Origin of the sequence: Dinoroseobacter shibae DFL 12 = DSM 16493 (assembly GCF_000018145.1) — a bacterium.
Taxonomy (GTDB): Bacteria; Pseudomonadota; Alphaproteobacteria; order Rhodobacterales; family Rhodobacteraceae; genus Dinoroseobacter; species Dinoroseobacter shibae.
This window is the reverse complement of sequence record NC_009952.1, coordinates 2,981,187-3,006,396: the sequence shown is the minus strand read 5'-3', so window position 1 is coordinate 3,006,396 and position 25,210 is coordinate 2,981,187. Positions and strand designations below refer to the sequence as shown.

Sequence of the window (25,210 nt, the reverse complement as noted above, 5' to 3'; positions counted from 1 at the left end):
GGGCCAAGAATTTTGCAAAATCCTTGCACCGCGCAGCCCGTGCCCCAGGCGCAGACGGTGCCGCAGGGGCGAAGAATTTTATCTAAAATTCTTGGCCCCGCGTGGGGGCCAAGGGCCGATGTCAGCCGCGGATGTAGCGGAACACGGCGGACGCGCTCCAGCCCGCCGCGATGGCGATGGCGATCGACAGCATCCCGTAGATCAGCGGCCGGTCATGGGCGAGATTGTAGATCCACCGCTCCAGCCCCACCTTGCGCACGTCGATCGCGGTCTCGAAGGCATCGATCACCTGCCGGTCCCGGGTCAGGAAGATCCGGGTGCGGTAGCTGCCTTCGGTCAGGTTCGCGGGCAGGGTGAACTCGGTCGAGAACAGGGTCTGCGCCCGCAGGACCACCGCCGACTCCCGGGTCTGGTAGAGGTCCTCGCTGGCCCGGATACGCACCAGCGCGTCGGTGAAGAGATCCAGCTCTTCGGCGGCCCCGCTGTCGATGGCGCGGATCGCATTGCGGGTGGTGATCCGGTGGCGCAGGTCCTCGGTCTCGCTCAGGATGCTGCGCAGCGGGGCGGAGGTCGCCACGGCGTAGAAGGTGGGGGCGGCGTCGATCTCGGCGGCGGCGGTGTTCACCCAGATGCCCGCGACCCGGGACTTGCGGCGGATCGTGACCGGCTCCGGCGGGCCTTCGACGGCGATGATGACGCCCAGGTCGTTTGCCGGTGGGATCGGGCTTTCGCGTTTCACGGCGCCGAAGATCAGGATCTCGGAGCCGTCGAAATTCGCCGTGATCGCCACCCGCGTCTGGCTGAGATCGGCGACGACCTCTTCGGCGCGCAGGGGCAGCGCGACCAGCAACAGCAGCAGGGCGGCGGCGAGGCGGATCATCCGTGTCCTCCTTCACCGATGGAGTAGAGCTCGCTCGGCATCACCAGCAGGTCGAAGGCGAGCTTGCCGCAGACCGCCAGCACGATGATCGCCAGCAGGATGCGCAGCTGTTCGGCCTTCAGCTTGGTACCCAGGGCCGTGCCGATCTGCGCGCCCACCACCCCGCCGATCAGCAGCAGCACCGCCAGCATCATGTCCACGGTGAAGTTCGTGGTGGCATGGAGCAGCGTGGTAAAGGCGGTCACGAAGATGATCTGGAAGAGCGACGTGCCCACGACCACCTTGGTGGGCATCCCGAGAATGTAGATCATCGCGGGCACCATGATGAACCCGCCGCCCACGCCCATGATCGCCGCCAGCACGCCCACCGCGAAGCCCACGATCAGGGGCGGGATCACCGAGATGTAGAGCCCCGAGGTGCGGAAGCGCATCTTGAACGGCAGGGCATGGACCCAGTTGCGCTGCCGTCTTGCGGGGGGCGCTCCGCCGGATTTCCGGGATTTGCGGATGGCGTTCAGGCTCTCGACGAACATCAGCGCGCCGACCACGCCCAGGAAGACCACGTAACACAGCTTGACCAGCAGATCGACCTGGCCGAGCGCCTTGAGGTAGTTGAACAGGATCACGCCGATCCCGGCCCCGAAGAGCCCGCCCACCAGCAGGACGGTGCCCATCCTGAGATCCACGGTCCGGCGGCGCAGGTGGGCCAGCACACCCGAGAAGGACGAGGCGACGATCTGGTTGGCCTCGGTCGCCACGGCCACGGCGGGCGGGATGCCGATGAAGAACAGCAGCGGTGTCATCAGGAATCCGCCACCCACGCCGAACATCCCCGACAACACGCCCACGATCCCCCCCAGTCCCAGAAGCAGGAACGCATTCACCGAAACCTCGGCTATGGGGAGGTAGATCTGCATGTCTCTCCTTACGCGCCCCGGCGGGTTTTACGCAATGCGGCGAGACTGCCTACGGGCTCAGCGTTCCTTGACATAGGGCTCGCCGCCGGCGCGGGGCGGGATCGCCTTGCCCACGAAACCGGCGAGGATCACGACCGTCAGGATATAGGGCAGGGCCTGCATCAGCTGGACCGGGATCGGGATGCTCAGGATCTCGATGTTCTGGAACCGGTTGGCGATGGCTTCGAGAAAGCCGAAGAGCAGGCAGGCCATGAGCGCGTACCAGGGCCGCCATTTGGCGAAGATCAGCGCCGCCAGCGCGATGTAGCCGCGCCCGGCGGTCATGTCCTTGACAAAGCCCGCCGAGAGGCCCGTGGCCAGATACGCCCCCGCGAGACCGCAGAGCAGCCCGCAAATCGCCACGGCGGCGTAGCGCAGGCCCACGACCGAGATCCCCGCCGTGTCCACGGCCGCCGGGTTCTCGCCCACCGCGCGCAGGCGCAGGCCGAACCGGGTGCGAAAGAGGATATACCAGGTTGCAGGCACCGCGAGCAGGGCGACATAGACCAGGATCGTGTGACCCGAGATCAGTTCATAGTAGATCGGCCCGAGGATGGGGACGTTCTGCAGCGCTTCGGCGAAGGGCAGGGTGATCGGCTCGAACCTCGCACCGCCGATGAGCGAGGGGGTGCGGCCGCCCTGGCTGAACCAGCTCTGTGCGATCAGGACGGTCAACCCCGCGGCAAGGAAGTTCAGCGCCACGCCGGAGATCAGCTGGTTGCCCCGGAAGGTGATCGAGGCCAGCCCGTGGATCGCCGAGAAGAGCAGCGCCGCGAAGACGCCGGCAAAGAGCCCGATCCAGACCGAGCCGGTGATCGCCGCCATGGCCGCCGACAGGAAGGCCGCGACCAGCATCTTGCCCTCCAGCCCGATGTCGAAGATCCCCGCGCGTTCGGAAAACAGCCCCGCCAGGCAAGCGAGCAGCAGCGGCGTGGCGAGACGGATCGTGCTGTCGAGGACTTGCAGGAGGGTGGCGAAATCCATGGGCTCAGATCCTCGTGGTCAGCAGCTTGAAGCTGGCGAAGGCGAAAAAGCCGGCCAGCGCGCCTTCGACCCAGCGGCGCCCGGACAGGTAGGCGCGGCGCATGGGCGGGGCGGCGAAAACGAGGCCCCAGGCGGCGTGGCCGAGAAACGAATTCAGGAAGGCGCCCGCGACGAAGATCAGGATGACGGGCCAGGGCGCACCGGCGAGGCCGCCCAAGCTGGCGATGGCGATCCAGAACAGGATCGCCTTGGGGTTGGAGACCTGCAACAGGAAGCCCCGGCGCGCCAGCCGGGTGGCGGTGGCGCGGGTGGCCACGGGGGCGGGCAGGGGCGGCAGGGTCACCGCGCGCCGGACCGCGCCCCAGGCGAGCCAGGCCAGATAGGCCGCGCCGACCATTTTCAGCACCACCATCGCCTCGGCCAGTTGGGCGAAGATCACGGTCAGCCCGAGCACCGTCGCGACCGACAGCACCAGCGAGGCGGACGCGATCCCGGCGCAGGTCAGCAGGGCCGCCCGTGCCCCTTGCGCCGTGCCGACGCCCAGCAGCAGGGCCACCGACGGGCCCGGGGACATCACGCCGACCAGTTGCACGCCCCAGGCGGCCAGCAGGGCGGGCAGATACTCGGCCATCATTCCGCGGGCTCCGACCGGCGGGCGGTCTTGCGGCGGTGCGCGGCGAGGAAGGCCTTTTCGATGGGCATCCGGACCATGTTGTCCAGCGCCCCGGTGAACAGGATCACCAGCGCCTGGATCACCACGATCAGCTCGCGCGGGATGTTGGTCCACAGCGCCAGTTCCGCCCCGCCCTGGTAGAGAAAGCCGAAGAGGATCGCCGCCAGCAGCACGCCCACCGGGTGCGAGCGGCCCATGAGCGCCACGGCGATGCCGATGAAGCCCGCGCCTTCGACCGCGTTCAGGACCAGCCGCTCGGCCTCGCCCATGACGTTGTTGATCGCCATCATCCCCGCCAGCCCGCCGGAGATCAGCATCGCCACCATGATGATCTTGGTGGGCGAGATCCCGGCATAGACAGCCGCCGTCTCGGAATTGCCATAGGCGCGGATCTCGTAGCCGAGCTTGGTCCGCCAGATCAGCAACCAGAACAGGTAACACGCCACCAGCGCCACCAGCAGGCTGATATTGACCGGCGCGGCGCGGGAGAACTCGATGCCCAGCGGGGCCAGCAGGTCGTGGAGCGTGGGCAGATGCGTGGCCTCGGGGAATTTCGCGGTGGAGGGGTCCATGCTGCCTTGCGGGCGCAGCTGGTTGACCAGCAGGTAGTTCAGCACCGCCGCGCCGATGAAGTTGAACATGATCGTGGTGATCACGATATGGCTGCCGCGCTTGGCTTGCAGGTAGGCCGGGATCGCCGCCCAGGCCGCGCCGAACACCGCGCCGCCGATCACCGCCGCGGGCAGCGCCATGGCCCAGTGCGGCCAGGGGATATAGAGGCAGATCAGCGCCACGCCGAGCCCGCCCAGCATCGCCTGCCCCTCGCCGCCGATGTTGAACATCCGCGCGTGGAAGGCCACGGCGACCGCGAGGCCGGTGAAGATGAAATTCGTCGCGTAATAAAGGGTATAGCCCCAGCCATAGGTCGAGCCGAGCGCGCCGGTGACCATGAGCTTGAGCGCCTCCCACGGGTTCTCGCCAATGGCGATGATCACCAGGCCGGAGATCACGAAGGCGATCAGGACGCTGAGCAGCGGCACCAGCAGCGCGTCGGCCCATTTCGGCATCCGATCCATCAGCTGTGCTCCGCGGCGGCGGCGAGGTTTTCCTCGACCACCTGGATCAGGGGTTTGTCGGTGGGCGGTTCGGTGATCCCGGCCATGAGCAGGCCCAGCTCCTTCTCGTTGGTCTCGGCGGCGGGGCGTTCGCCCATGATGCGCCCGTCGAACATCACCGCGACCCGGTCCGAGAGCGACAGGATTTCCTCCAGCTCCACCGAGACCAGCAGGATCGCCTTGCCCGCATCGCGCAGGGCGATGATCTGCTGGTGGATGAATTCGATCGCGCCGATATCCACGCCGCGGGTGGGCTGCCCGACCAGCAGCAGCTCGGGATTGCGCTCGATCTCGCGGGCCAGCACGATCTTCTGCTGGTTGCCGCCGGAGAAGTTCTTGGCCGCCAGCCAGCAATCGGCCGGGCGCACGTCGAAGCGGGCGATCTTGCCCTCGGCATCGGCGCGCACGGCGCGGTTGTCCATCAGGAGGCCGCGATTGTAGGCCGGGTCATCATGGTAGCCGAAGGCGACGTTTTCCCAGGCGTGGTAGTCCATGATCAGACCCTCGGCCTGCCGGTCCTCGGGCACATGGGCAATGCCCTGGGCGCGCCGGGTCTTGCCGTTGGAATGCTTGCCGGTCAGGTCGATCTGCTGGCCGCTGACGGTGACGCGGCCCGTGGCGGGGCGCATGCCGCCCAGCACCTCGAGCAGTTCGGACTGCCCGTTGCCGGCGACCCCGGCGATGCCCAGCACCTCGCCGGCGCGGACCTGCAGCGAGATGCCCTTGACCCGTTCGACGCCTTGGTCGTCCACCACGCGCAGGTCGTCCACGGTCAGGATCGGGGCGCCGGGTTGCGCGGGGGTCTTGTCGACGCGCAAGAGCACCTTGCGCCCCACCATCAGCTCGGCGAGTTGTTCGGGGCTGGTGTCGGCGGTCTTGACGGTGGCGGTCATCTCGCCGCGGCGCATGACCGAGACCGTGTCGGTGGTTTCCATGATCTCGCGCAGCTTGTGGGTGATCAGGATGATGGTCTTGCCCTCGGCCTTCAGCCCTTCGAGGATGCGAAAGAGGTGGTCGGCCTCGGCCGGGGTCAGCACGCCCGTGGGTTCGTCCAGGATCAGGATGTCGGCCTTGCGGTAGAGCGCCTTGAGGATTTCGACCCGCTGCTGGTGGCCGACGCTGAGATCCTCGATCAGGGCGTCGGGGGCCACGTTCAGCTCGTATTCTTCGGACAGCTCGCGCAGCAGCTTGCGCGCCTTGGCAAGCGAGGGGCGCAGCAGCGCGCCCTCCTCGGCGCCGAGCACGACGTTTTCCAGCACGGTGAAGTTTTCCACCAGCTTGAAATGCTGGAACACCATGCCGATGCCCGCGCGGATCGCGGCCTGGCTGTCGGGGATTTCTGTCTTCTGGCCCTTGATGAAGATCTCGCCCGCGTCGGCCTTGTAGAAGCCATACAGGATGCTCATCAGCGTGGATTTGCCTGCGCCGTTCTCGCCGATGATGCCGTGGATGGTGCCGGGCATGACCCGGATCGAGATGTCCTTGTTGGCCTGCACCGGTCCGAAGGCCTTGGAGATCCCGCGAAGCTCGATCGCAGGTGCTTGCGTGTCGGACATGGAGCCCACCCCGTTGGTCAGTCCTGCGCGCGGGGGGTGTCCCGCGCGCATGTTTCTTGTGTCGGATCGGTGGCTTACATCACCGGGCAGGTGTTGTCGGACATGTAGTCATGCACGGTGATCTCGCCGGCGATGATCTTGGCCTTGGCCTCTTCCACGGCGGCCTGCATCTCGTCGGTGACCAGCTCGGCGTTGAACTCGTCGAGCGCATAGCCCACGCCGTCTTCGGCGAGACCCAGGACACGGATGCCGGTCTCGAAGCCCGGGCCGTCGGACATGGCGGCGAAGACCGCGTTGTCGACGCGCTTCATCATCGAGGTCAGAACCTCGCCCGGGTGCAGGTAGTTCTGGTTGCTGTCCACGCCGATCGACAGGATGTCCTCGTCGGCCGCGGTCTGCAGCACGCCGACGCCGGTGCCACCGGCGGCCGCATAGACCACGTCGGCGCCCTGGCTGATCTGGGCGCGGGTCAGCTCACCGCCCTTGACCGGGTCGTTCCAGGCCGCGGGCGTGGTGCCGGTCATGTTCTGGATCACGGTGGCGTCGGGGTTGGCGGCCTTCACGCCCTGGGCGTAGCCGCAGGCGAACTTGCGGATCAGCGGGATATCCATGCCCCCGATGAAGCCGACGGTGCCGGTTTCGGACGCCATGGCGGCCATCATGCCCACGAGGTAGCTGCCCTCGTGCTCGTTGAACACGACCGAGCGCACGTTGGGCTGGTCCACGACCATGTCGATGATCGCGAAGCTGGTGTCGGGGTAGTCGGGCGCGACCTCGCCCAGCACGTTGCCGAAGGCGAAGCCGGTCATCACGATGGGGTTGTTGCCGGCCTCGGCGAAGCGGCGCAGGGCCTGCTCGCGCTGGGCCTCGGAGGTCAGCTCGATCTCGCGGTAGGTGCCGCCGGTCTCCTGAACCCAGCGCTGGGCGCCGTTGAAGGCGGCCTCGTTGAAGGATTTGTCGAACTTGCCGCCGAGGTCGAAGATCAGGGCGGGTTCGGCCAGCGCGGCTCCGGTCGAGAGCGCCAGTGCGCCGGTCGCGCCGAGCAGTTTCTGCAGGATGGTCATGTGGTAACTCCCAGTTGATGTCAGGCTGCGGGTGCCTCTTGATACGGGTCACCCTGCGAGCACAGGCAGATCGAGTGATCCCGCCAAGTAAGGCGGCGCGTCCCGGCAGGGTCAACAGGATTCTGGACCCGATTGCGGGATTTGGGGGCGATTGCCCGTGCCTTGGGCGCGTGACCCGGCGTCAGCTGTCGTGCAGGGGGCGGCGCAGCACGAGCGCGTCCTGCCGCGCCCCGTCCGGGCCGCGGTAATAGCCCTTGCGACGGCCTGCCTGGGCATAGCCGAGCCGGGCATAGAGGGCGCGCGCGGCGGTGTTGTCCGCGGCCACTTCGAGAAAGGCCTCCTGCGCGCCCCGGGCCCGGGCGGTGGCGTGGAACCGGGCCATGAGCGCGCGCGCGATGCCTTGCCTGCGGGCGGCGGGGGCGATGGCGAGGGTCAGAAGCTCCGCCTCTGGACCGGCGACCTGGGCCAGGGCGAAGCCATGGGGGGCGGTGATGGTGAAACTGCCCGGGCGCGCGAGGGTTTCGGTAATCTCCGCCTCGGTCCAGGGGCGCGGGGTGGTGAAGCAGGCCGCGTGGAGCGTGGCCATCTGCGCCGGGGTCATCGCGGGCGGAGCAGGGCCGGGGCCGGTTTGGCCGGGGCAGCGTCGGCGGGCCGGATATAGAGCGGGATGGGCGGCGGCAGGGCGGGCTGCGCCCGGGCGGCGGCGATGCGCGCGATGGCCTCGGCCTGCGGTGTGGCAGGTGTGCCGGAGGTGCCGCCGGTGCGCAGGGCAAGGGCCGCGGCGGCCGGGCCGAGGCAGAGCGGCGGTGCGGGCAGGTCCGGCAGGGCCAGGGTGGCGGGATCGCCCATATCCGGCGGGGCCAGCGGCTGGCCCATCGCGTCAAAGGCCTGGACATAGGCGGCATCCCGGCGGGCATCGAGGCTGGCCAGGGCCGCGCGGCCCGTGCCGTAGACCTGCGCCTCCAGCCCCGAGACGCCCATGGCGGGAATGCCCCGGGCAAGGGCGATGCCGCGCGCGGCGGCGACGGAGATGCGGATGCCTGTGAAGTTGCCTGGGCCGATCCCGACGCCGAGGGCCGCGAGGTCGCGCCAGCCGATCCCGGCCTCGGCCAGCAGCTCTTCGAGCAGGGGGAGCAGGCGTTCGGCCTGGCCCTTGGCCATGGGCTCGTGCCGGATCGCGACAATGCGGTCGCCGCACAGCAAAGCAGCCGCGCAATGCGCGGCCGCTGTATCGAAGGCCAGAACGGGGTCCAAGGGGTCAGGCCGCGACGGGGCGAACCTCCAGCACCTCGGGGATGTAGTGGCGCAGCAGGTTCTCGATCCCCATCTTGAGCGTCAGGGTCGAGGACGGGCAGCCCGCACAGGCGCCCTGCATGTGCAGATAGACGATGCCGCGATCGAAGCCGTGGAAGGTGATGTCGCCGCCATCCTGGGCCACGGCGGGACGCACGCGGGTGTCGAGCAGTTCCTTGATCTGTCCGACGATCTCGGAATCCGGGCCGTCATGGGCGGCATGGCCCGCGGGTGCGCTGGCCTCGCCGGTCATCACCGCGTCGCCGGACTGGTAATGTTCCATCACCGCGCCGAGCACGGCGGGTTTGATGTGGTCCCATTCGACGCCCTCGTCCTTCGTCACGGTGACGAAGTCGGTGCCGAAGAACACCGCCGTCACGCCATTGACCGCGAAGATGCGGCCGGCGAGCGGCGAGGATCCGGCGGCCTCGGCGGATGGGAAGTCGGCCGTGCCCGTTTCCAGCACGGTCTGCCCGGGCAGGAACTTGAGCGTGGCGGGGTTCGGTGTCGACTCGGTCTGAATGAACATGGGGTGCCTCCGTGCAGCTATACCCTATATGCGCTGCCCGGGGCGTTCGGTCAAGAACTTGGAACGATTCTAAACTGTCCCGTGAAAGGTCAGCACACCGCCTCCAGCTGGTCCTTGCTCAGCTCGCCCGGCACGATGGTCAGGGGCACGGGCAGGGTGCCTGCGGATTTCACCAGGGCCGAGACCAGCGGGCCGGGCCCCTTGCGCCCGCTCCCGGCGCCGAGCACGAGCACGCCGACCTCCGGGTCGTCGGTGATCTGGGCGAGGATCTCGTCCACCGGCTCGCCTTCGCGGATCACCAGTTCGGGGTCGACATTCTGCTTGTCGCGCATCCATTTCGCGAAGACCTCGAAATGGGCGGTGATGCGCTCGCGGCTTTCCTCGCGCATGACCTCGCCCACGCCGATCCAGTGGTTGAATTCATCGGGCGGGATCACCGACAGGATCTGCACGCCGCCGCCGGTATTGGCCGCGCGCATGGCGGCGAAGCGCATGGCATTCAGGCATTCGCGGCTGTCATCGAGCACGACGAGAAACTTGCGCATCGGGGCCTCCTGTCCGGCGGCGATCATGGCGAATGGGGGCGGGCTTGGCAACGGGCTTGGGGGCGGGCGGGGCGCGCGGTCAGGTCGCGTGCGCCCAGTCCCAGTAAAGCGCCCGCGCGCGGCGGGTCAGCGGGCCGATCTGGTACTGCCGGTCGTCGAAGGCGGTCACGGGGGTGACCTTCATCATGTTGCCCGACAGGAAAACCTCGTCGGCCTCGGCCACGTCCTCGAAGCTCAGCACGGTCTCGCGCACTTCGACCCCGTCGGCGCGCAGGTTGGCGATGTGGCGGGCCCGGGTGATCCCGGCCAGAAACGTGCCGTTGGGGATCGGGGTGAGGACCACCCCGTCGCGCACGATGAACAGGTTGGAGGTCGCACTTTCGGCGACATTGCCCATGGCATCGGCCACCAGGGCGTTGCCGAAGCCCTTGGCGCGGGCCTCGGCCAGCATCCGCGCGTTGTTGGGATAGAGGCAGCCGGCCTTGGCGTTGGTCAGGTTGTCCTCCAGCACCGGGCGGCGGAACCGGGTGCGGGTCAGGGTGGTGGCGGTGTCGGGCGGGGCCATGGGGATCTCTTCGAGGCAGAGGGCAAAGCCCGTGGCGTTTTCGCGGGGCACGATCGCCAGGTGCCCGCCATCGAGCGCCCAATACATCGGCCGGATATAGACCGCCGCCTCGGGCGGGTAGGATTTCACCCCCTCCAGCGCGATCTCGACCATCTCCTCGGTGGTGACCGTCGGCGTGATCATCAGCGCCTCGGCGGAGGCGTTCACCCGCGCGCAATGGGCGGCGAGATCCGGGGCGACCCCGTCGACCCAGCGGGCGCCGTCGAACACGGTCGAGCCCAGCCAGGAGCCGTGATCGGCCGCGCGCATGATCGGCACGTCGCCGTCGTGCCAGCGGCCTTCGAAATATGTGCGGATATTGGTCCCGGTTGCCATGGCGTTCCCTCCCGTCGGGCACGCTAGTGGCGCCGCGGGGCAAGGTCCATCGATTTTCGGGGGGATTGGGGGGGTATGGCGCGAGGCGATCCCTGTGACCGCCTCGCGTGTACTCGTCAGTCGGACCTCAGCCTGCGGCGAAGCCCAGTTGGTAATCCATCGTTCCAGGTCCTGCGGGCGTTTTCGTCGCCCCGATGGCAGGACCCTTCTTGTCCGACGCGGTCGTCGGCTGAGACCGCACAGATTGCGGTGTTGCGTTCACATACGCCATGGTACCTCCATGTCAGTTGGGAGGGTGATATCTAGCGGATGCGCGGAAGTTTGCCAAGCCCCTTGTGCATGGTTACCCCGGTATTCACGCAGCCTGCCACCTCGGGGCCGGTTGGAAATCCGGTCGGCAGACTGAGATAAAGACATGGATGTCAGGGGCCTGGCGGGTTGCGCCGGTGGCGGCAGGCTGGCGCGGGCAGGCGCCTGCGCGGTGCCTGTCCGGACGCGCCCCCGGTCAGCTGCGGACCATGCCCACGATGTCGTAGGTCTTTTGCAGGATCGGGGTGGCGATCTCGCGAGCCTGGGCCGCGCCCTTGCCCAGCAGCCGGTCGATCTCGGCCGGATCGTCCATCAGCCGGGCCATCTCGGAGGAGATCGGGGCGAGCTTGTCCACGGCGAGGTCCACCAGCGCGGGCTTGAACGTGCCGAATTGCGCGCCGGCATGGGCGGCGATCACCGCCTCGACGCTCTGGTCCGACAGGGCGGCGTAGATGTTCACCAGGTTGCGCGCCTCGGGGCGGTCCTTCAGCCCCTCGACGGTCTCGGGCAGGGGTTCGGGGTCGGTCTTGGCCTTGCGGATCTTCTTGGCGATGGCGTCGGCATCGTCGGTCATGTTGATCCGGCTCATGTCCGAAGGGTCGGATTTCGACATCTTCCTGGAGCCGTCGCGCAGGGACATCACGCGCGTCGCCGCGCCCTCGATCACCGGCTCGGTCATGGGAAAAAAGTCCACGCCGTAGTCATGGTTGAACTTCGCGGCGATGTCGCGGGTCAGCTCGATATGCTGTTTCTGGTCCTCGCCCACGGGCACATGGGTGGCGTGGTAGACCAGGATGTCGGCGGCCATCAGCGCCGGGTAGCCGAAAAGGCCCAAGGACGCGTTCTCGGCGTTCTTGCCCGCCTTGTCCTTCCACTGGGTCATCCGGCCCATCCAGCCCATGCGCGCCACGCAGTTGAAGATCCAGCCCAATTGCGCGTGCTCCGGCACCTGGGACTGGTTGAACAGGATCGAGCGCGCGGGGTCGATCCCGGCGGCCAGATAGCCCGCGGCCAGCTCGCGCGTGTTCCGGGTCAGGGCGGCGGGGTCCTGCCAGACGGTGATCGCGTGCAGGTCCACCATGCAATAGAGGGTCTGGATGCCGCTGTCCTGCATGTCCACGAAGCGTTTGATCGCGCCGAGATAGTTGCCCAGCGTCAGCCCGCCCGAGGGCTGGATGCCGGAAAAGACCCGGGGGGTGAAGCTGCTGGCAGGCTCGGTCATGGCGGTCCCTCTTGATCTGGCAGGCGCGGCGCGGGCTGGACGCGCCCCGGTGCGTCGCTTACCCATGGCCCAAGCTGTCGTCAACCAGAGGGCCTGTCCATGACCCCCGAGCCGCAATCGCCCTTCAATCCGCTGCCGCCGCTGGTGGTGGCGCTCGCGGTCGTGATCCTGGGGATCGAGGCGCTGTTCTCGCTGGGCGCGCGCGGCATCCTCGGCGGCCCGGAGGCGGTGGGCTGGCGGATCGCGGCGATCCGGGATTTCGGCTTCGTCGACCAGGTGTTCGACTGGATGCTGGCCAATGGGCGCTTTCCGCCGGAGCAGTTGGCGCGGGTCGTGACCTATCCGCTGATCCACGCGAGCTTCACCCATGCGGTCTTCGTGGTGATCTTCGTGCTGGCCATGGGCAAGATGGTGTCCGAGGTGTTCGGGGGGCTTGCGTTCCTGACGATCTTCTGGGTTTCGGCGGTGGTGGGCGCGCTGGTCTACGGGCTGTTTCTGAACGAGGATCTGCCGCTGATCGGGGGGTATCCGGGGGTCTATGGGCTGATCGGGGCCTATACCTTCCTGCTGTGGGTGTCGCTGATCGCCACGGGCGGGCAGCAATATCGGGCCTTCACGCTGATCGGGATGCTTCTGGGCATCCAGCTGTTCTTCGCGATCTTCTTCGAGGTGGGGATGGATTGGGTCGCGGACCTGTCGGGTTTCGTGGCGGGGTTCGGGCTGTGTTTCCTGATCGCGCCGGGGGGGTGGGGCCGGGTGATGGCCAAGCTGCGCGGGCGTTAGGCGGGGACGTCTTGCTTTCGGGCTGCTCGTCGCGCGCTTGCGCGCGCTCCTCGCTATGGTGATGCGCTTGCGCGCGCTCCTCGCTACGATAATGCGCTTGCGCGCGCTCCTCGCTACGACGATGCGCTTGCGCTCGCTGTCGTGGCGCTGCGCGATGCGGTTTGGCGGGGGCCCGGGCCTTCGACGGGTCAGGGCCCGCGGCGCAGGGCGCGCTTGACCTCGGCCATCCGGAAGGCGCCCAGCAGATGCCCGGCCGCGCCATAGCTGACGATCCCGAGGGCCACGAGGGCGGCCAGCGCGCCGTAGCGCAGGGTGGGCGTGCGCAAAGCTTCCGACAGCAGCTCTTGCGCGCCCAGCAGGACCGCGCCCATGGCCAGGGCCGCCAGAACGATCCGTCCGATCCGCGCCTTGAACCGGGCGTCGAAGGCCGCGGCCTCCCCCAGGGGGCGGGAGCCGCGCCAAAGCAGCCAGACCATCGCCCAGCCCGCCAGGGACGCCCCGAGGGCGGCGGCGACATAGCCGATCACCGGGGCCAGTCCGATCGCGATGCCGGCATTCACGACCATCGCCCAGAGCGCGTAGCGCAGGGGGCTGCGGGTGTCCTCGCGGGCGAAAAACAGCGGCTGGAACACCTTTTGCAGCACGAAGGCGGGCAGGCCGACCCCGTAGACCGCCACGGCGAGCGCGGTCGCGGCGCTGTCCTCGGCGGTGAAGCGCCCGCGTTCGAACAGGACCGAGACCAACGCCTCGGGGATGCAGAGCAGCGCCACGGCGGCGGGCACGGTCAGGGCGAGGCAGATCTCGCCCGCGCGGTTGAACGCGTCCTGCCCGCCCGCGGTATCGCCGGCCTGGAGCCTGCGCGACAGGTCCGGCAGCAGGACGATCCCGATGGCGATACCCACGACCCCCAGGGGCAGCTGGTAGAGACGGTCGGCATAGTTCAGCCAGGCGATGGCTCCGTCGAAGAAGCTCGCCACCTGGCGGCCCACCAGCAGGTTGACCTGCACCACGCCGCCCGCGAGGGCGGCGGGGGCGGCGATGATGGCGAGCCGCTTGAGTTCCGGCGTCATGCGCGGGCGGCGCGGGCGCAGCGGGAAGCCCGCCTTCGCCGCCGCGCGCCACAGAAGCCAAAGCTGCGCGATCCCGGCCAGCACGACGCCGATGGCCAGCATGGTGCCGTGGTGCAGCCCGGCGATCTCGCCCAGCTCGAACGCGCCGATCCCGCCGAGGATCAGCACCTCTTCCAGCACGCCGGTCTCGGCGACCAGCAGCGCGGTGATCAAGATCACGTTGAGCAGGATGGGTGCCGCGGCGGCCGCCGCGAAGCGCCCGGTGGCGTTCAGCACCCCCGACAGCAGCGCCGCGAGGGAGATGAACAGGATGTAGACGAACACGATCCGCCCGAAGCCCACGGCCAGGTCGAACCGCGCGTCCCCGACGAACCCCGACGCCATGGCCAGCACCAGCCAGGGCATCGCCGCGAGGGCGACCAGGGTGAACAGGATCAGGATCAGCCCCAGCCCCGACAGGGCGTCGCGGGCGAAGCCTTCGGGGTCGTCGCCGCTCTGGACCCGTTTGGAGAACATGGGCACGAAGGCCATGTTGAACGCGCCCTCGGCGAAGAACCGGCGGAACATGTTGGGCAGGGAGAACGCCACGAAAAACGCGTCCGCCACCGGCCCCGCGCCCAGGAGCCCCGCGATCAGGATATCGCGGACGAAGCCCAGCACCCGGCTTCCCATGGTCCACAGCCCCACGGTCATGAACCCCGCCAGCAGCCGGATCGGTTTCACGCGGCCGCTCCTTGCGTGCGGGCCCGGGTCGTCCAAGTCATGTCCGCGCGCGCTCCGCGCCGTGTTCCACTGCCTCGCGCAGGCGCTTCTCGATGGTCCTCTGCTTGGCCTCGCCATGCAGCTTCAGGCCGAACATGTCCTTGACGTAGAACGTGTCGACCACCTGCGCCCCGTAGGTCGCGATCTGGGCGGAGGCGACGTAGATATTGGCATCGGCCAGCGCCTTGGCCAGATCGAACAGCAGCCCGGGGCGGTCGCGGGTGTCGACCTCGATCAGGGTGTAGATCTCGGAGCCTTCGTTGTCGAAACTGATCGAGGTCGGGAAGCGGAACTGGGCGTCGCGTTTCTTGACCTTGTCCTTGCTGACCAGGGCCTGGCTGGTGACGACCTCGCCGCTGAGGGTCTTGTCGATCATCTTGCGCAGGCGGGGCAGGCGCGACTCGTCATAGGGTTTGCCATCGGCGTCCTGCACCCAGAAACAGGCGGTGACATAGCCGTCCTTGGTGGTGTAGGTGCGCGCGTCCACCACGTTGGCCCCAACCAGGGCCAGGGCCCCCGCGAGCCGGGCGAAGATGCCCGGGTGATCGGCCATGGCGAAGGACACGCGGGTCACGTCGCGGTCCGCGTCCAGCGTCAGGTCGAGCCGGACCTGGTCATCCTCGATCCCGCGCAGCAGATGCGCCAGCGTGACATGGGCATCGCCGGGCAGGCCTTGCCAGTAGGGGCCATAATGGCGCCCGGTCTCCAGCCGCAGGTCCTTGCGCGGCCAGTCCGACAGGGCAGCGCGCAGGGCGCGCTTGGCGTCGGTCTCCAGGGTTTCGCGGTTCAGATCCTCAAGCCCGTTTTCCAGCGCCTCGGCGGTCATCCAGTAGAGCGACCGGATCAGCTGCGCCTTCCAGTTGTTCCAGGTCCCGGGCCCGACGCCGCGGATATCGCACACGGTCAGCACCGTCAGCAGGTCGAGCCGTTCGCGGGTGCGCACGGCCTTGGCAAAATCGCGGATGGTGCGCGGATCGGCCAGATCGCGTTTCTGCGCCATGTCGGACATCAGCAGGTGATAGCGCACCAGCCATTCCACGGTTTCGCAATCGCGCGGGTTGAAGCCCATGTGCGGCGCGACCTGGCGGGCGATCTGTGCGCCGACGACCGAATGGTCCTCGGGCCGACCCTTGCCGATGTCATGGAGCAGGAGCGCGGTATAGAGCACCTTGCGGTTCACCCCCTGCTTGAGGATGCGACTGGCCACGGGCAGGCTCTCGACCAGCTCGCCGCGCTCGATCTCGGCCAGGTTCGAGATGCACTGGATGATGTGCTCGTCCACCGTGTACTGGTGGTAGACGTTGAACTGCATCATGGCGACGATCTTCTGGAACTCGGGGATCAGCGCGCCGAGCACGCCAAGCTCGTTCATCCGGCGCAGGGCACGCTCGGGGTTGCCGTGTTTCAACAGCAGGTCGAAGAAGATCCGGTTGGCCTCCTTGTTGGATCGCACGCGATTGTCGATCAGCGACAGGTTCGCCTTGATCCGCAGCATCGCGTCCGGGTGCAGCAGGTAGCCGGTGCGCAGCGCTTCCTCGAAGATGCGCAGCATGTTGATCGGGTCTCGGAAGAAGGTCTCGGGGTCGGCGATGGCCAGACGGTTCTGGCGCACTTCATAGGCCTCTTTCACCTTCTTGCGGCGGGAGCGTTTGATCATCCCGATCAGGCGGGGCTCCCGTTTGGCGTGGCTGGCCTCCAGCGCGGTCAGGAAGATGCGGGTGAGGTCGCCCACGCTGGTGGCGTGGCGGAAATAGAGCTGCATGAAATGCTCGACCCCGCGCCGCCCGTCCCGGTCGGCAAAGCCCAGCCGGTCGGCCACCTCGACCTGCATGTCGAAGGTCAGCTGGTCCGTGGCCCGGCCCGACACGATGTGCAGGTGGCACCGCACCGCCCAGAGGAAGGTTTCCGCGGTATCGAAAAGCACGCGTTCCTCGTGGGTGAAGACGCCGAGGTTCTCGAGCTCCTGGACGGTTTCGACCCCGTGGACGTATTTCGCGATCCAGTAGAGCGATTGCAGGTCGCGCAGCCCGCCCTTGCCTTCCTTGACGTTGGGCTCCAGCATGAAACGCTGCCCGCCCTGGCGGGTGTGGCGCTGCTCCCGCTCCTCCAGCTTGGCTTCGATGTAATCCTGGGAGGTGCCCTGAAAGAGCTCGGACTTCAGCCGTTTGCGCAGCTTGGCTGCGAGCTCCGCGTCGCCATAGAGCAGCCGGTTTTCCAGCAGGGCGGTGCGGATCGTGTAGTCGTCGCGCGCCAGCCGCAGGCAGTCGCGCACCGTGCGCGAGGCATGGCCGACCTTCAGCTTGAGATCCCACAGCATGTAGAGGGTGGTCTCGATCACGCTCTCGGCCCAGGGCGTGATCTTGTAGGGCGTCAGGAACAGCAGATCGACATCGGAATGGAGCGCCATCTCGCCCCGCCCGTAGCCGCCCACGGCCAGCACGCTGAGCCGTTCGCCATCGGTCGGGGTGGGCAGCGGGTGCAGGTGGGTCTGGGCCACGTGCAGGGCGGTCGTGACCAGCCCGTCGGTCAGGTAGGCATAGGCGCGCACGGTCTCGCGGGCACTGAACGGCGCGGCGTCGAGCCCGGCCCGGATCGTGGCAAGGCCCTGTTTGCGGGCGTCCTTGAGCAATCCGACCACCGCCTTGCGGACCGCGCTCGCGGAGGCGCCCTCCGCTTGGCTCAGCCGGTCGGCCTCGGCCCGGATCGTGGCGGTGTCGAAGATCGCGTCGGCGGGGGCGACGAGCGGCAGGTTGACCAGGCCGATCCCACCCGCCGGCGCCGTGCTGGCCGGGGGCGGGGACAGGGCGACATCGACGGCCTGCGCGGGCACCGGGTCAGGACCCGCCTTCGAGGCCGAAGCTGCGCTGGGCGGGGGAGACGATGGTGACCGAGCGGTCGACGATCCGGGCCACGGCGAGCGCGCGCTCGTTGGTGCCGTCCGCGCGCAGGCGGAAGGTGCCGGACACGCCCGCGAACCCCGCGCCCTGGGTCAGGGCCGAGGTGGTCAGGGCCTGGCCCTGCTGCGATTTCACCAATGCGCCGATGGCCGCGATCCCGTCATAGGCCAGCCCCGCGATCGGGTGCGGCTGCGCGCCAAAGGCAGCCACGTAGCGATCCTGGAAAAGACTGGTCAGCGCCGGGTCCGGCAGGGCGAACAGCCCGCCTTGCAGTCCGGGCAGCTCCAGCGTGGCCGCGGGCTGATCCCAGCGCGTCAGGCCGACGAACTGGGTCTCGGTGGGATCGACCCCGTTCTCCAGCAGCAGTTGCGACAGCAGCGGCACGCCCCCGGTGGTGTCATCCGCCAGAACGATAGCGGTGGCCCCGCTGGCGCGCACGGCGCCGGCGATCTCGGGCACCGCGTTGATCACCCCGGTCTGGGACGGCTCGTAGCTGAACGTGCCGGCGTTCTGCGACCCGGTCGTCGCGATGGCCTGCACGACCGCGTCCCGGCCCACGGTGCCGACCTGGCTCTGCGGGTAGGCGACGAGGACCGACCGGTTGCCCAGGCTGGCCAGGTAAGACACCACCCGGCGCGCGGTATTCTCGAAGGTGTTGCCCAGCACGAAGACATTGCCGCCCGCAATGGCGGTGTTGTTGGAAAAGCTCAGAACGTTGATCCCGCGGGGTGCGACCGCCACACCGGCGGCATTCGCGGCCGCCGAAAAGACCGGCCCGAGCAGGATGCGCGCCCCGTCCGCCACGGCCTCGCGGGCGACGGTCGCCGCCTGCTCGGGGCTGCCGGCGGTGGCGTAGACCTTGAGGTCGATCTCCACCCCGTCGAGGTCGGCAATCGCCAGCCGGGCCGCGTTCTCGAGAGAGCGGGCAAGATTGACCTCGCTCGCGTTCTCGGTGCCATAGGGGACGAGAAGTGCCACGGGCACGGGGGCGCGGGCATTGATCGACGGCCCGCCGCCGCCGCCGCCCACCGGCACATCGCAGGCCGCAAGCGCGACCGTGGCCGCCGCCGCCGCGACGCCGGCGCGCAGAGCCTTGCGCCTTGAGAAGAAACGATTGAACATGGCAGCCTCCGCGCGGCCTGGGTGGGGTTGGGTCACTCGCTGGCCGAACCTAGAGGCCGGGGGCGGCTATGTAAACGGCTCTGCGCGGGCTCTCAAACCGGAGGCATTCCTTGGCTCAAACCCTGCAAGCGGGACTGCTGCTCGTCTCGACCCCGATCGGGAATGCCCGGGACATCACCCTGCGCGCGCTGGATGCCCTGCGGGAGGCGGATGTGCTGGTGGCCGAGGACACGCGCAGCTTGCGGCGGCTGATGGAGATCCACGGGGTGCCGCTCGCGGGGCGCCCGCTGCTGGCCTATCACGATCATTCCGGCCCGCCGGCGCGACAGAAGGTGCTGGCGTATCTGACCGAAGGCCAGCGTGTCGTCTATGCGTCCGAGGCCGGAACCCCGCTGATCGCCGATCCCGGCTACGACCTGGTGCGCGCGGCCCGTGAGGCGGGGGTGGCGGTGAGCGCGGCGCCGGGACCGGCAGCGGCGATCATGGCCCTGAGCCTGTCCGGCCTGCCCACGGACCGGTTCTTCTTTGCCGGTTTCCTGCCGTCCCAGGCTGGCGGGCGGCGCAAGGCGCTGCGGGCGCTCGGGGCGGTGCCCGGAACGCTGATTTTCTACGAGAGCCCCAAGCGGCTGAAAAAGAGCCTCGCGGACATGGCGGAGATTCTCGGCCCCGGTCGCGACGCCGTGGTGGCGCGGGAGTTGACCAAGCTCTTCGAGCAGGTCGCGGCGGCCCCGCTGGGCGATCTGGCCGAGCGGTACGCCGAGGCCGCGACGCCCAAGGGCGAGATCGTGGTGCTGGTGGGGCCGGGCGCGGAGGGCGAAATCGGTGAAGACGACCTGACGGCGCTGCTGCAGGCGGCGCTGGCGCGGCACTCCACCAAGGATGCGGTGGCCGAGGTCTGCGCCCAGACCGGGCTGCCCCGCAAGCAGGTGTATCAAAAGGCGCTGGCGCTCTTAAACGGGTCTTAAGGTCTTGCCCCCACACTGTCGCGCATGACTATTGCCGTCCAGACCCGTGATCTGTCGCCCCTCGCGCGCGCCCGTCAGGCGCGCGGCACCCGTGCCATGCTGTCGGGCGCTGCCGCCGAGGCGCGGGTCGAACGGGCCTATCGCGACCGGGGCTGCGACGTGCTCGCCACCCGCTGGCGCGGCAGCGGCGGGGAGGTGGATCTCATCGTGCGGCGGGGTGACCTTCTGGTCTTCGTCGAGGTCAAGTCCAGTGCCAGCTATACCCGCGCCATCGAAAGCCTCAGCCTGGCGCAGCTGACCCGCATCCAGAATACCGCGCTCGAATTCCTCGACCGCAGCCCCGATCTGGCGGGGCTGGAGATGCGGTTCGACCTTGCGGTCGTGGAGGGCAGCGGGCGGTTCCGTGTGCTGGCGAACATCACCATGTGAATGCGCGATCCGCCAGGGCCATTGCACCCGACCGACAAGCGCGCCATGACAGGCAAGCCAAGTCAGAGGAGCCGCCATGAGCCTGAACGTCGCTTTCCAGATGGACCCGATCACCGAGGTCGACATTGCCGCCGACAGCTCCTTCCGGCTGGCCGAAGAGGCCCAGTCGCGCGGGCATTCGCTTTTTGTCTACGGCCCGGCGGACCTGACCTATGACCGAGGCGCGCTGAAGGCCACAGGGCACAGCTGCCGCGTGCAGCGGGTCGCGGGCCAGCCCGCCATTCTCGGGGCGCGCGAGACGGTCGATCTGTCCACCATGGACGTGGTCTGGCTGCGCCAGGACCCGCCCTTCGACATGGGCTACATCACCACGACCCATCTGCTCGACATGGTCGGGTCCCAAACGCTGGTGGTCAATGACCCGTTCTGGGTCCGCAACGCGCCCGAGAAGCTGCTGGTGCTGCAATTTCCCGACCTCACCCCGCCCACGATGATCGCCCGCAATCTCGACGACCTGAAGAAGTTCAAGGCCGAGTTCGGCGATGTAATCCTCAAGCCGCTCTACGGCAATGGCGGCGCGGGCGTCTTCCGGCTCACCCCCGAGGATCGCAACCTCAACTCCCTGCATGAGCTGTTCTCGGCGATCAACCGCGAGCCCCTGATCATGCAGCAGTTCCTGCCGGACGTGGCCAGGGGCGACAAGCGGATCATCCTGGTGGACGGCGCGCCCATCGGCGCCATCAACCGGGTGCCCGCGGCCGGCGAGACCCGCTCGAACATGCATGTGGGCGGGCGGCCGGAGCCCGTGACCCTGACGGATCGCGATCGCGAGATCTGCGACCGGATCGGTCCGTTCCTGCGCGAGAAGGGCCAGGTATTTGTCGGCATCGACGTGATCGGCCCCTTCCTGACGGAGATCAACGTAACCTCGCCCACGGGCCTGCAGGAGCTGGAGCGGTTCGACGGCACCAACGGCGCAGCCCTGATCTGGGACGCGATCGAGGCCCGCCGGGCCGCCGCCTAGGCCATTTCCCGGGTGACGATCCGGTAGCTCAGCGCCTCGGCCAGGTGCGGGCGCTGGACTTGCTCCGCCCCTTCCAGATCGGCGATGGTGCGCGCCACCTTCAACACCCGGTGATAGCCGCGCGCGGTCAGCCCGAAGCGCTGGGCCGCGTCCTGCAGCAGGGTGCGCCCCTCCGTGTCCGGCGCCGCGACCTCTTCGAGCAGGGTGCCCTCCATGTCGCCATTGACCCGCATGTCGGGTGTCTCGGCGAACCGGGCGGTCTGGATCTCCCGGGCCGCGCTGACCCGGGCCGCGATGGCCGCCGAGCCTTCGGCGGGCGCGGGCTGGTCCAGGTCCGAGAAACTGACCGGTGGGATGTCCAGCCGGATGTCGAACCGGTCCAGCAGCGGCCCGGAGATCCGGCTCAGATACTCGGTCCCGCAGCCCGGGGCGCGCCCGCAGGCCTGGGCCGGGTCGAACATCATCCCGCATTTGCAGGGGTTAGCCGCCGCCACCAGCAGGAACCGGCAGGGGTAGCGCAGATGTGCGTTGGCGCGCGCCACCACCACGTCGCCGGTCTCGATGGGCTGGCGCAGGGTTTCCAGCACGTCGCGGGGGTATTCGGGAAACTCGTCCATGAACAGCACCCCGTTATGGGCCAGCGACATCTCCCCCGGCTTGGCGCCCTTGCCGCCCCCGACGATCGCCGCCTTGGAGGCGGTATGATGGGGCTCCCGGAAGGGGCGCAGTCGCGAGATCCCGCCCGCGTCGATCAACCCCGCCAGCGAGTGGATCATCGAGGTTTCCAGCGCCTCCGCCGCACTCAGCGGCGGCAGTATGCCGGGCAGGCGCTTGGCCAGCATCGACTTGCCCGAGCCCGGCGTGCCCACCATCATCAGGTGATGCCGCCCGGCGGCGGCCACCTCCAGCGCGCGCTTGGCGCGCTCCTGTCCCTTCACATCCGCCATGTCGGGCAGGTGCCGGGCGGTCTCGACCTCGCCGGGGCGGGCGGGGGCGATGGGCGCCGCGCCGGTGAAATGGCGCATCACGCTCAGCAGCGATCCCGCCGCGATCACCTGGGTGCCGCCGACCCAGGCCGCCTCCGGCCCGCAGCCCTCGGGGCAGAGCAGGCTGCGCTCGGCCTCCGCCGCGGCGAGGGCCGCGGGCAGCGCGCCCAGCACCGGCACCAGCGTGCCGTCGAGGGACAGCTCCCCCAGTGCGACGGTCTGATCGACCGCCTCGGCGGGGATGATCGACAGCGCCGCCATCAGCGCCAGCGCGATGGGCAGGTCGAAATGGGAGCCTTCCTTGGGCAGGTCCGCGGGCGACAGGTTGATCGTGATTCGCCGCGACGGCAGGGCGAGGCCGAGCGCCGACATCGCCGCGCGCACCCGTTCGCGCGCCTCCGAGACCGCCTTGTCCGGCAGGCCCACGATGGCAAAGCTGGGGATGCCCGCGGACAGGGCGCATTGCACCTCCACCGGGCGCGCCTCCACGCCCTCGAAGGCAACGGTATGGGCGCGCGTGGTCATGGGGGCCTCCGGGCTTCAGGTTCCGTTAACCATGCCCCGCAAATCCTTTAAGCTTTGTTAATCGCCGCCGCGGTCGGTGCCGGACCGCCGGGTCAGCCCTGCCGGGTGATCTCGGCCAGGATGCGCAGGTCGATCCGGTCGTCGACCAGGTCGGCAAAGCCGGTCGCACCGAAGGCGGCGCGGCTCAGTCCCCCGGTCAGTTCGATCACCAGTTCGGCCAGGTCCTGCGGCGCACGGTCCGGTTTGCGGAAGAACCGCGCGGTCAGCGCCACCGGGGCGGTCACGTCGCGGACCCGCAGGTCGCCCAGAACCTCTGCGCCGGTCTCGGTCCGGCGCATCGCGGTGCTGGCATAGGTGATCGTCGGAAACCGGGCGGTGTCGAGCACCGAGGGCCCCTTCATCGCGGTGTCGGCCAGCGGCAGGGTGGTGCGGGCCCTAGTCGCGTCCATGGTGACCGTGACGCGCGAATTGCCCAAGGTCGCGAAATCCAGCCGCAGATCCGCGTCGCGGATCGGGATCTGTCCGCCGCTGGCAATGCCCGACAGCCGATAGGTGAAGGCCACGGTGCTGCCGGGGCCCAGCCGGTAGGGGCGGGGGGCGGCCCGTCCGGCCAGCGGCCAGAGCAGCGCCCCGAGGAAGAAACCACGCCGGTGCATGCGCCCAGGCTGTCACGGGCAGCGGGGGCTGCGCAAGTCAGCCGGGCCCGGGTGTCGCATCCGTGATCCAGGGGGTGTCGCGGGACGGGCCGCGCCGCAAGGTCCAGGCGGCCGGGGGGGCGGTGCGGTCGCGCAGCCGCGTCAGTTCCCAGGCGGCGCGCCCGCCGCGGTGGCGCGGGGCAAGCGACCAGCGGCTCTCGACCCCCGCGGCCCCGCCCGTGCCGGGCGTGACCAGCAGCCCGAGCGTCGCCCCCTCCCGCGCGCTGCCCTGCTCGGCGGCCAGGTGCAGCCGCCGCACGGGCGTCAGGGCGGGCGGTTCGGGCAGTTCCGCGACCACCAGAGCCGCTGCCCCGCTGCGCAGCGCCTCCTCGGTGCACCACAGCAGGTCCTGCGCCCGCCGGACATGCACCGTCAGCAGCCGGGCGGGATTGATATGGGCCGCGATCCCGTCGGGGTTCAGCCCCTCCCGGTCCCAGTCGGGCCGGATCCACAGCACCGGCCCCCGCTCCGTGGCCGCCGCGGTCAGCACGGCGAGAAACCGGCGCGCCAGTCCCGTCACCTCGTGCACCCGGCGGTAGGCCAGACGCATCTGCGGCAGGACGGTCAAGCCCGGACGGGGCTGCGCCTGCAGGCTGCCGGGCCGCAGGCCGGCGGTGGTAAGGTCGTGAATCGCCATGGGGGCAGGGTACATTGTTCACCTTATGTTCTCAATGTCTCATCCGCCGCCCCGCTCGAATTCAGCGCGGATCGCCGATGGCCCGGCCCACCCCCTCGGCCCGGGCGAGCCGGGCATGGGCGGCGGCGATGCGCGCCAGGTTGGCCGCCACCGGCGCGGCCGGAGGGGCCGGGCGGCGGGTCCGCAGGCTGACATGGATCAGCATATGCTCCCCCGTGGCCACCAGCCGCCCGTCGCAGCGCATCTCGTGCCACAGATGCATCCGCTTGCCCGCCCCGGCGAGGCAGGTGGTCCGGATCTCGAATGCCGCGCCGATCCGCATCTCGCCCAGATGCCGGATATGGGTTTCGGCGGTGAAGAAGCTGCCCCCCGACGCGAGATAGGCCGCGTCCACCCCGATCAGTTCCATGAATCTGTCGGTGGCATTGCCGAAGGCGTGCAGATACCGTGCCTCGGTCATGTGTCCGTTGTAATCCGCCCAATCCGCGGGCACCACGCGGGCCGCCGTGAGCAGCGGCGCGCTCTCGGCCCCCGGCGCGGGCATCCGGGCGCGGTCGGTCGCGGCGAATGCGGCCCCGACGCCCCGGCCTTCGGCCTTCAGGGCGCGCAGGACGCCCACGAGGGTTGCGTCGCGCCGGGCATCTGTCGCGGGGCCTTGTTCCGCGGCCAGCCCCAGGGCGGCGGCGATCTGCGTGCCCTCCGGGCCGAGGGTTTGCTCCCCCTGCAGAGGCGTCATCCCGATGCCGCGCAGAACCGCCTCGGCCTGGGCCCCGCAGGCGGCATCGCGCGCCTCGAGCACCACCGGCGGCAGCAGGTAGACCGGCGCGACCGCCCGCGCGATCACGACCCGCTCCGGGCGGGCGGCGCCCTCTCGCAATGCCTCCAGCGGGATGTCCGAGGCGGCGGAGGCGACGATCGCCTCCGGGCCATGGGCCTGCACCTCCCGCACGACCTCCCGTTTCAGGGACAGGTCCTCGGGCACACTCTCCTGCACCCAGACCGCGCCCGCCACGGCCTCGGCGATGCTCCCGTGCTGGCTGAGCCGTCCGGGTGGGGGCAGGGGCGTATCATAGAGCCCCAGCAGGCTCGTCCGGGCCGCCTCGATCACCTGCGTCAGCCGCGCCTGCGCCCCCGGGTCCGCATCGAAAACCCGCACATGCCAGCCGAACAAGAGAAACCGCGCGGCCCACCCGCTCCCGATCCTGCCGCTGCCGATGATCGCTGCCGTTCTGTCCATACCCGCCCCTCC

24 protein-coding genes are annotated in these 25,210 nt (G+C 69.2%); 4 read left to right on the top strand and 20 right to left on the bottom strand.

Annotated features, from left to right (window positions below; translation table 11 throughout):
* Window positions 1-121: 121 nt before the first annotated feature.
* The 13 genes from DSHI_RS14455 to trpS all read right to left on the bottom strand — a co-directional run bounded on the left by DSHI_RS14455 (window position 122) and on the right by trpS (window position 12,066).
* A complete protein-coding gene (locus DSHI_RS14455) occupies window positions 122-880 on the bottom strand; it encodes a TIGR02186 family protein (protein WP_012179509.1) in 759 nt (252 codons plus the stop codon).
* Window positions 877-1,797, bottom strand: coding sequence for a sulfite exporter TauE/SafE family protein (locus tag DSHI_RS14450; protein WP_012179508.1), 921 nt, complete (start codon window positions 1,795-1,797; stop codon window positions 877-879). The genes DSHI_RS14455 and DSHI_RS14450 overlap by 4 nt, the downstream gene beginning before the upstream one ends.
* Window positions 1,798-1,854: 57 nt before the next feature.
* On the bottom strand, window positions 1,855-2,820 hold the full coding sequence (locus DSHI_RS14445) for an ABC transporter permease (protein ID WP_012179507.1): 966 nt from the start codon (window positions 2,818-2,820) through the stop codon (window positions 1,855-1,857).
* 4 nt (window positions 2,821-2,824) lie between these two features.
* Window positions 2,825-3,454, bottom strand: coding sequence for a LysE family translocator (locus DSHI_RS14440; RefSeq protein WP_012179506.1), 630 nt, complete (start codon window positions 3,452-3,454; stop codon window positions 2,825-2,827).
* The gene (locus DSHI_RS14435) at window positions 3,451-4,569 is read right to left on the bottom strand and encodes an ABC transporter permease (RefSeq protein ID WP_012179505.1); all 1,119 of its coding nucleotides are present in this window, start codon (window positions 4,567-4,569) and stop codon (window positions 3,451-3,453) included. The genes DSHI_RS14440 and DSHI_RS14435 overlap by 4 nt, the downstream gene beginning before the upstream one ends.
* On the bottom strand, window positions 4,569-6,164 hold the full coding sequence (locus tag DSHI_RS14430; RefSeq protein WP_044028930.1) for an ABC transporter ATP-binding protein: 1,596 nt from the start codon (window positions 6,162-6,164) through the stop codon (window positions 4,569-4,571). Before DSHI_RS14430 ends, DSHI_RS14435 begins: the two co-directional genes overlap by 1 nt.
* A 74-nt stretch (window positions 6,165-6,238) precedes the next feature.
* Entirely contained in the window at window positions 6,239-7,228 is a 990-nt protein-coding gene (locus DSHI_RS14425) for a BMP family lipoprotein (RefSeq protein ID WP_012179503.1), read from the bottom strand.
* A gap of 181 nt (window positions 7,229-7,409) precedes the next feature.
* Entirely contained in the window at window positions 7,410-7,829 is a 420-nt protein-coding gene (gene rimI, locus DSHI_RS14420) for a ribosomal protein S18-alanine N-acetyltransferase (RefSeq protein WP_012179502.1), read from the bottom strand.
* Complete coding sequence (gene tsaB / locus DSHI_RS14415) at window positions 7,826-8,482, bottom strand: tRNA (adenosine(37)-N6)-threonylcarbamoyltransferase complex dimerization subunit type 1 TsaB (RefSeq protein ID WP_012179501.1); 657 nt, start codon at window positions 8,480-8,482, stop codon at window positions 7,826-7,828. The genes rimI and tsaB overlap by 4 nt, the downstream gene beginning before the upstream one ends.
* Window positions 8,483-8,486: 4 nt before the next feature.
* Window positions 8,487-9,050 (bottom strand): NifU family protein, encoded by a 564-nt coding sequence (locus DSHI_RS14410; protein WP_012179500.1) that lies wholly within the window; start codon window positions 9,048-9,050, stop codon window positions 8,487-8,489.
* 89 nt (window positions 9,051-9,139) lie between these two features.
* Complete coding sequence (locus DSHI_RS14405; RefSeq protein WP_012179499.1) at window positions 9,140-9,595, bottom strand: universal stress protein; 456 nt, start codon at window positions 9,593-9,595, stop codon at window positions 9,140-9,142.
* 79 nt (window positions 9,596-9,674) lie between these two features.
* Window positions 9,675-10,535: a branched-chain amino acid aminotransferase gene (locus DSHI_RS14400; protein WP_012179498.1), complete on the bottom strand. Its 861-nt coding sequence runs from the start codon at window positions 10,533-10,535 to the stop codon at window positions 9,675-9,677.
* A 505-nt stretch (window positions 10,536-11,040) separates the two neighbouring features.
* On the bottom strand, window positions 11,041-12,066 hold the full coding sequence (gene trpS / locus DSHI_RS14395; protein WP_012179497.1) for a tryptophan--tRNA ligase: 1,026 nt from the start codon (window positions 12,064-12,066) through the stop codon (window positions 11,041-11,043).
* Between the two features lie 99 nt (window positions 12,067-12,165).
* Between trpS and DSHI_RS14390 the strand changes: the two genes are divergently transcribed.
* A complete protein-coding gene (locus DSHI_RS14390) occupies window positions 12,166-12,849 on the top strand; it encodes a rhomboid family intramembrane serine protease (protein ID WP_012179496.1) in 684 nt (227 codons plus the stop codon).
* Between the two features lie 188 nt (window positions 12,850-13,037).
* Here the strand turns inward: DSHI_RS14390 and murJ are convergent, their stop codons facing one another.
* The 3 genes from murJ to DSHI_RS14375 are packed head-to-tail and all read right to left on the bottom strand — an operon-like array spanning window position 13,038 to window position 18,700.
* Complete coding sequence (gene murJ / locus DSHI_RS14385) at window positions 13,038-14,642, bottom strand: murein biosynthesis integral membrane protein MurJ (RefSeq protein ID WP_012179495.1); 1,605 nt, start codon at window positions 14,640-14,642, stop codon at window positions 13,038-13,040.
* Between the two features lie 37 nt (window positions 14,643-14,679).
* Window positions 14,680-17,511 (bottom strand): [protein-PII] uridylyltransferase, encoded by a 2,832-nt coding sequence (locus DSHI_RS14380; RefSeq protein WP_012179494.1) that lies wholly within the window; start codon window positions 17,509-17,511, stop codon window positions 14,680-14,682.
* Window positions 17,512-17,515: 4 nt separating this feature from the next.
* Window positions 17,516-18,700, bottom strand: a complete 1,185-nt coding sequence (locus tag DSHI_RS14375) for a penicillin-binding protein activator (protein ID WP_012179493.1) — start codon at window positions 18,698-18,700, stop codon at window positions 17,516-17,518.
* 110 nt (window positions 18,701-18,810) lie between these two features.
* Between DSHI_RS14375 and rsmI the strand changes: the two genes are divergently transcribed.
* The 3 genes from rsmI (at window position 18,811) to gshB (ending at window position 21,118) form a co-directional block, all read left to right on the top strand.
* Window positions 18,811-19,665 carry a 16S rRNA (cytidine(1402)-2'-O)-methyltransferase gene (gene rsmI / locus DSHI_RS14370; protein WP_012179492.1) on the top strand — a complete coding sequence of 285 codons (855 nt, stop codon included), beginning with the start codon at window positions 18,811-18,813 and terminating at the stop codon, window positions 19,663-19,665.
* A gap of 24 nt (window positions 19,666-19,689) precedes the next feature.
* Window positions 19,690-20,094 carry a YraN family protein gene (locus tag DSHI_RS14365; RefSeq protein WP_012179491.1) on the top strand — a complete coding sequence of 135 codons (405 nt, stop codon included), beginning with the start codon at window positions 19,690-19,692 and terminating at the stop codon, window positions 20,092-20,094.
* A gap of 76 nt (window positions 20,095-20,170) precedes the next feature.
* Window positions 20,171-21,118: a glutathione synthase gene (gene gshB, locus DSHI_RS14360; protein ID WP_012179490.1), complete on the top strand. Its 948-nt coding sequence runs from the start codon at window positions 20,171-20,173 to the stop codon at window positions 21,116-21,118.
* On the opposite strand, the gene DSHI_RS14355 is transcribed toward gshB, so the two are convergent.
* From DSHI_RS14355 to DSHI_RS14340, 4 genes are all read right to left on the bottom strand, one after another.
* Window positions 21,115-22,629: a YifB family Mg chelatase-like AAA ATPase gene (locus tag DSHI_RS14355; RefSeq protein ID WP_012179489.1), complete on the bottom strand. Its 1,515-nt coding sequence runs from the start codon at window positions 22,627-22,629 to the stop codon at window positions 21,115-21,117. The genes gshB and DSHI_RS14355 overlap by 4 nt on opposite strands.
* Before the next feature lie 92 nt (window positions 22,630-22,721).
* Window positions 22,722-23,285, bottom strand: a complete 564-nt coding sequence (locus DSHI_RS14350; RefSeq protein ID WP_012179488.1) for a YceI family protein — start codon at window positions 23,283-23,285, stop codon at window positions 22,722-22,724.
* A 37-nt stretch (window positions 23,286-23,322) separates the two neighbouring features.
* Window positions 23,323-23,976, bottom strand: a complete 654-nt coding sequence (locus tag DSHI_RS14345) for an ImuA family protein (RefSeq protein WP_012179487.1) — start codon at window positions 23,974-23,976, stop codon at window positions 23,323-23,325.
* A 46-nt stretch (window positions 23,977-24,022) separates the two neighbouring features.
* Window positions 24,023-25,198, bottom strand: coding sequence for a thioesterase family protein (locus tag DSHI_RS14340; protein WP_012179486.1), 1,176 nt, complete (start codon window positions 25,196-25,198; stop codon window positions 24,023-24,025).
* Window positions 25,199-25,210 lie beyond the last annotated feature (12 nt).

Excerpts from the sequence above, each read along its gene's own strand:
- DSHI_RS14450 (WP_012179508.1), bottom strand. The coding sequence starts at position 1,797 with ATGCAGATCTACCTCCCCATAGCCGAGGTTTCGGTGAATGCGTTCCTG.
- DSHI_RS14340 (WP_012179486.1), bottom strand. The coding sequence starts at position 25,198 with ATGGACAGAACGGCAGCGATCATCGGCAGCGGCAGGATCGGGAGCGGG.
- DSHI_RS14350 (WP_012179488.1), bottom strand. The coding sequence starts at position 23,285 with ATGCACCGGCGTGGTTTCTTCCTCGGGGCGCTGCTCTGGCCGCTGGCC.
- DSHI_RS14405 (WP_012179499.1), bottom strand. The coding sequence starts at position 9,595 with ATGCGCAAGTTTCTCGTCGTGCTCGATGACAGCCGCGAATGCCTGAAT.
- DSHI_RS14425 (WP_012179503.1), bottom strand. The coding sequence starts at position 7,228 with ATGACCATCCTGCAGAAACTGCTCGGCGCGACCGGCGCACTGGCGCTC.
- DSHI_RS14365 (WP_012179491.1), top strand. The coding sequence starts at position 19,690 with ATGACTATTGCCGTCCAGACCCGTGATCTGTCGCCCCTCGCGCGCGCC.
- DSHI_RS14445 (WP_012179507.1), bottom strand. The coding sequence starts at position 2,820 with ATGGATTTCGCCACCCTCCTGCAAGTCCTCGACAGCACGATCCGTCTC.
- trpS (WP_012179497.1), bottom strand. The coding sequence starts at position 12,066 with ATGACCGAGCCTGCCAGCAGCTTCACCCCCCGGGTCTTTTCCGGCATC.
- DSHI_RS14435 (WP_012179505.1), bottom strand. The coding sequence starts at position 4,569 with ATGGATCGGATGCCGAAATGGGCCGACGCGCTGCTGGTGCCGCTGCTC.
- DSHI_RS14430 (WP_044028930.1), bottom strand. The coding sequence starts at position 6,164 with ATGTCCGACACGCAAGCACCTGCGATCGAGCTTCGCGGGATCTCCAAG.
- DSHI_RS14375 (WP_012179493.1), bottom strand. The coding sequence starts at position 18,700 with ATGTTCAATCGTTTCTTCTCAAGGCGCAAGGCTCTGCGCGCCGGCGTC.
- DSHI_RS14345 (WP_012179487.1), bottom strand. The coding sequence starts at position 23,976 with ATGTACCCTGCCCCCATGGCGATTCACGACCTTACCACCGCCGGCCTG.
- gshB (WP_012179490.1), top strand. The coding sequence starts at position 20,171 with ATGAGCCTGAACGTCGCTTTCCAGATGGACCCGATCACCGAGGTCGAC.
- DSHI_RS14410 (WP_012179500.1), bottom strand. The coding sequence starts at position 9,050 with ATGTTCATTCAGACCGAGTCGACACCGAACCCCGCCACGCTCAAGTTC.
- rimI (WP_012179502.1), bottom strand. The coding sequence starts at position 7,829 with ATGACCCCGGCGCAGATGGCCACGCTCCACGCGGCCTGCTTCACCACC.
- DSHI_RS14400 (WP_012179498.1), bottom strand. The coding sequence starts at position 10,535 with ATGGCAACCGGGACCAATATCCGCACATATTTCGAAGGCCGCTGGCAC.
- DSHI_RS14355 (WP_012179489.1), bottom strand. The coding sequence starts at position 22,629 with ATGACCACGCGCGCCCATACCGTTGCCTTCGAGGGCGTGGAGGCGCGC.
- DSHI_RS14440 (WP_012179506.1), bottom strand. The coding sequence starts at position 3,454 with ATGATGGCCGAGTATCTGCCCGCCCTGCTGGCCGCCTGGGGCGTGCAA.
- DSHI_RS14455 (WP_012179509.1), bottom strand. The coding sequence starts at position 880 with ATGATCCGCCTCGCCGCCGCCCTGCTGCTGTTGCTGGTCGCGCTGCCC.
- DSHI_RS14390 (WP_012179496.1), top strand. The coding sequence starts at position 12,166 with ATGACCCCCGAGCCGCAATCGCCCTTCAATCCGCTGCCGCCGCTGGTG.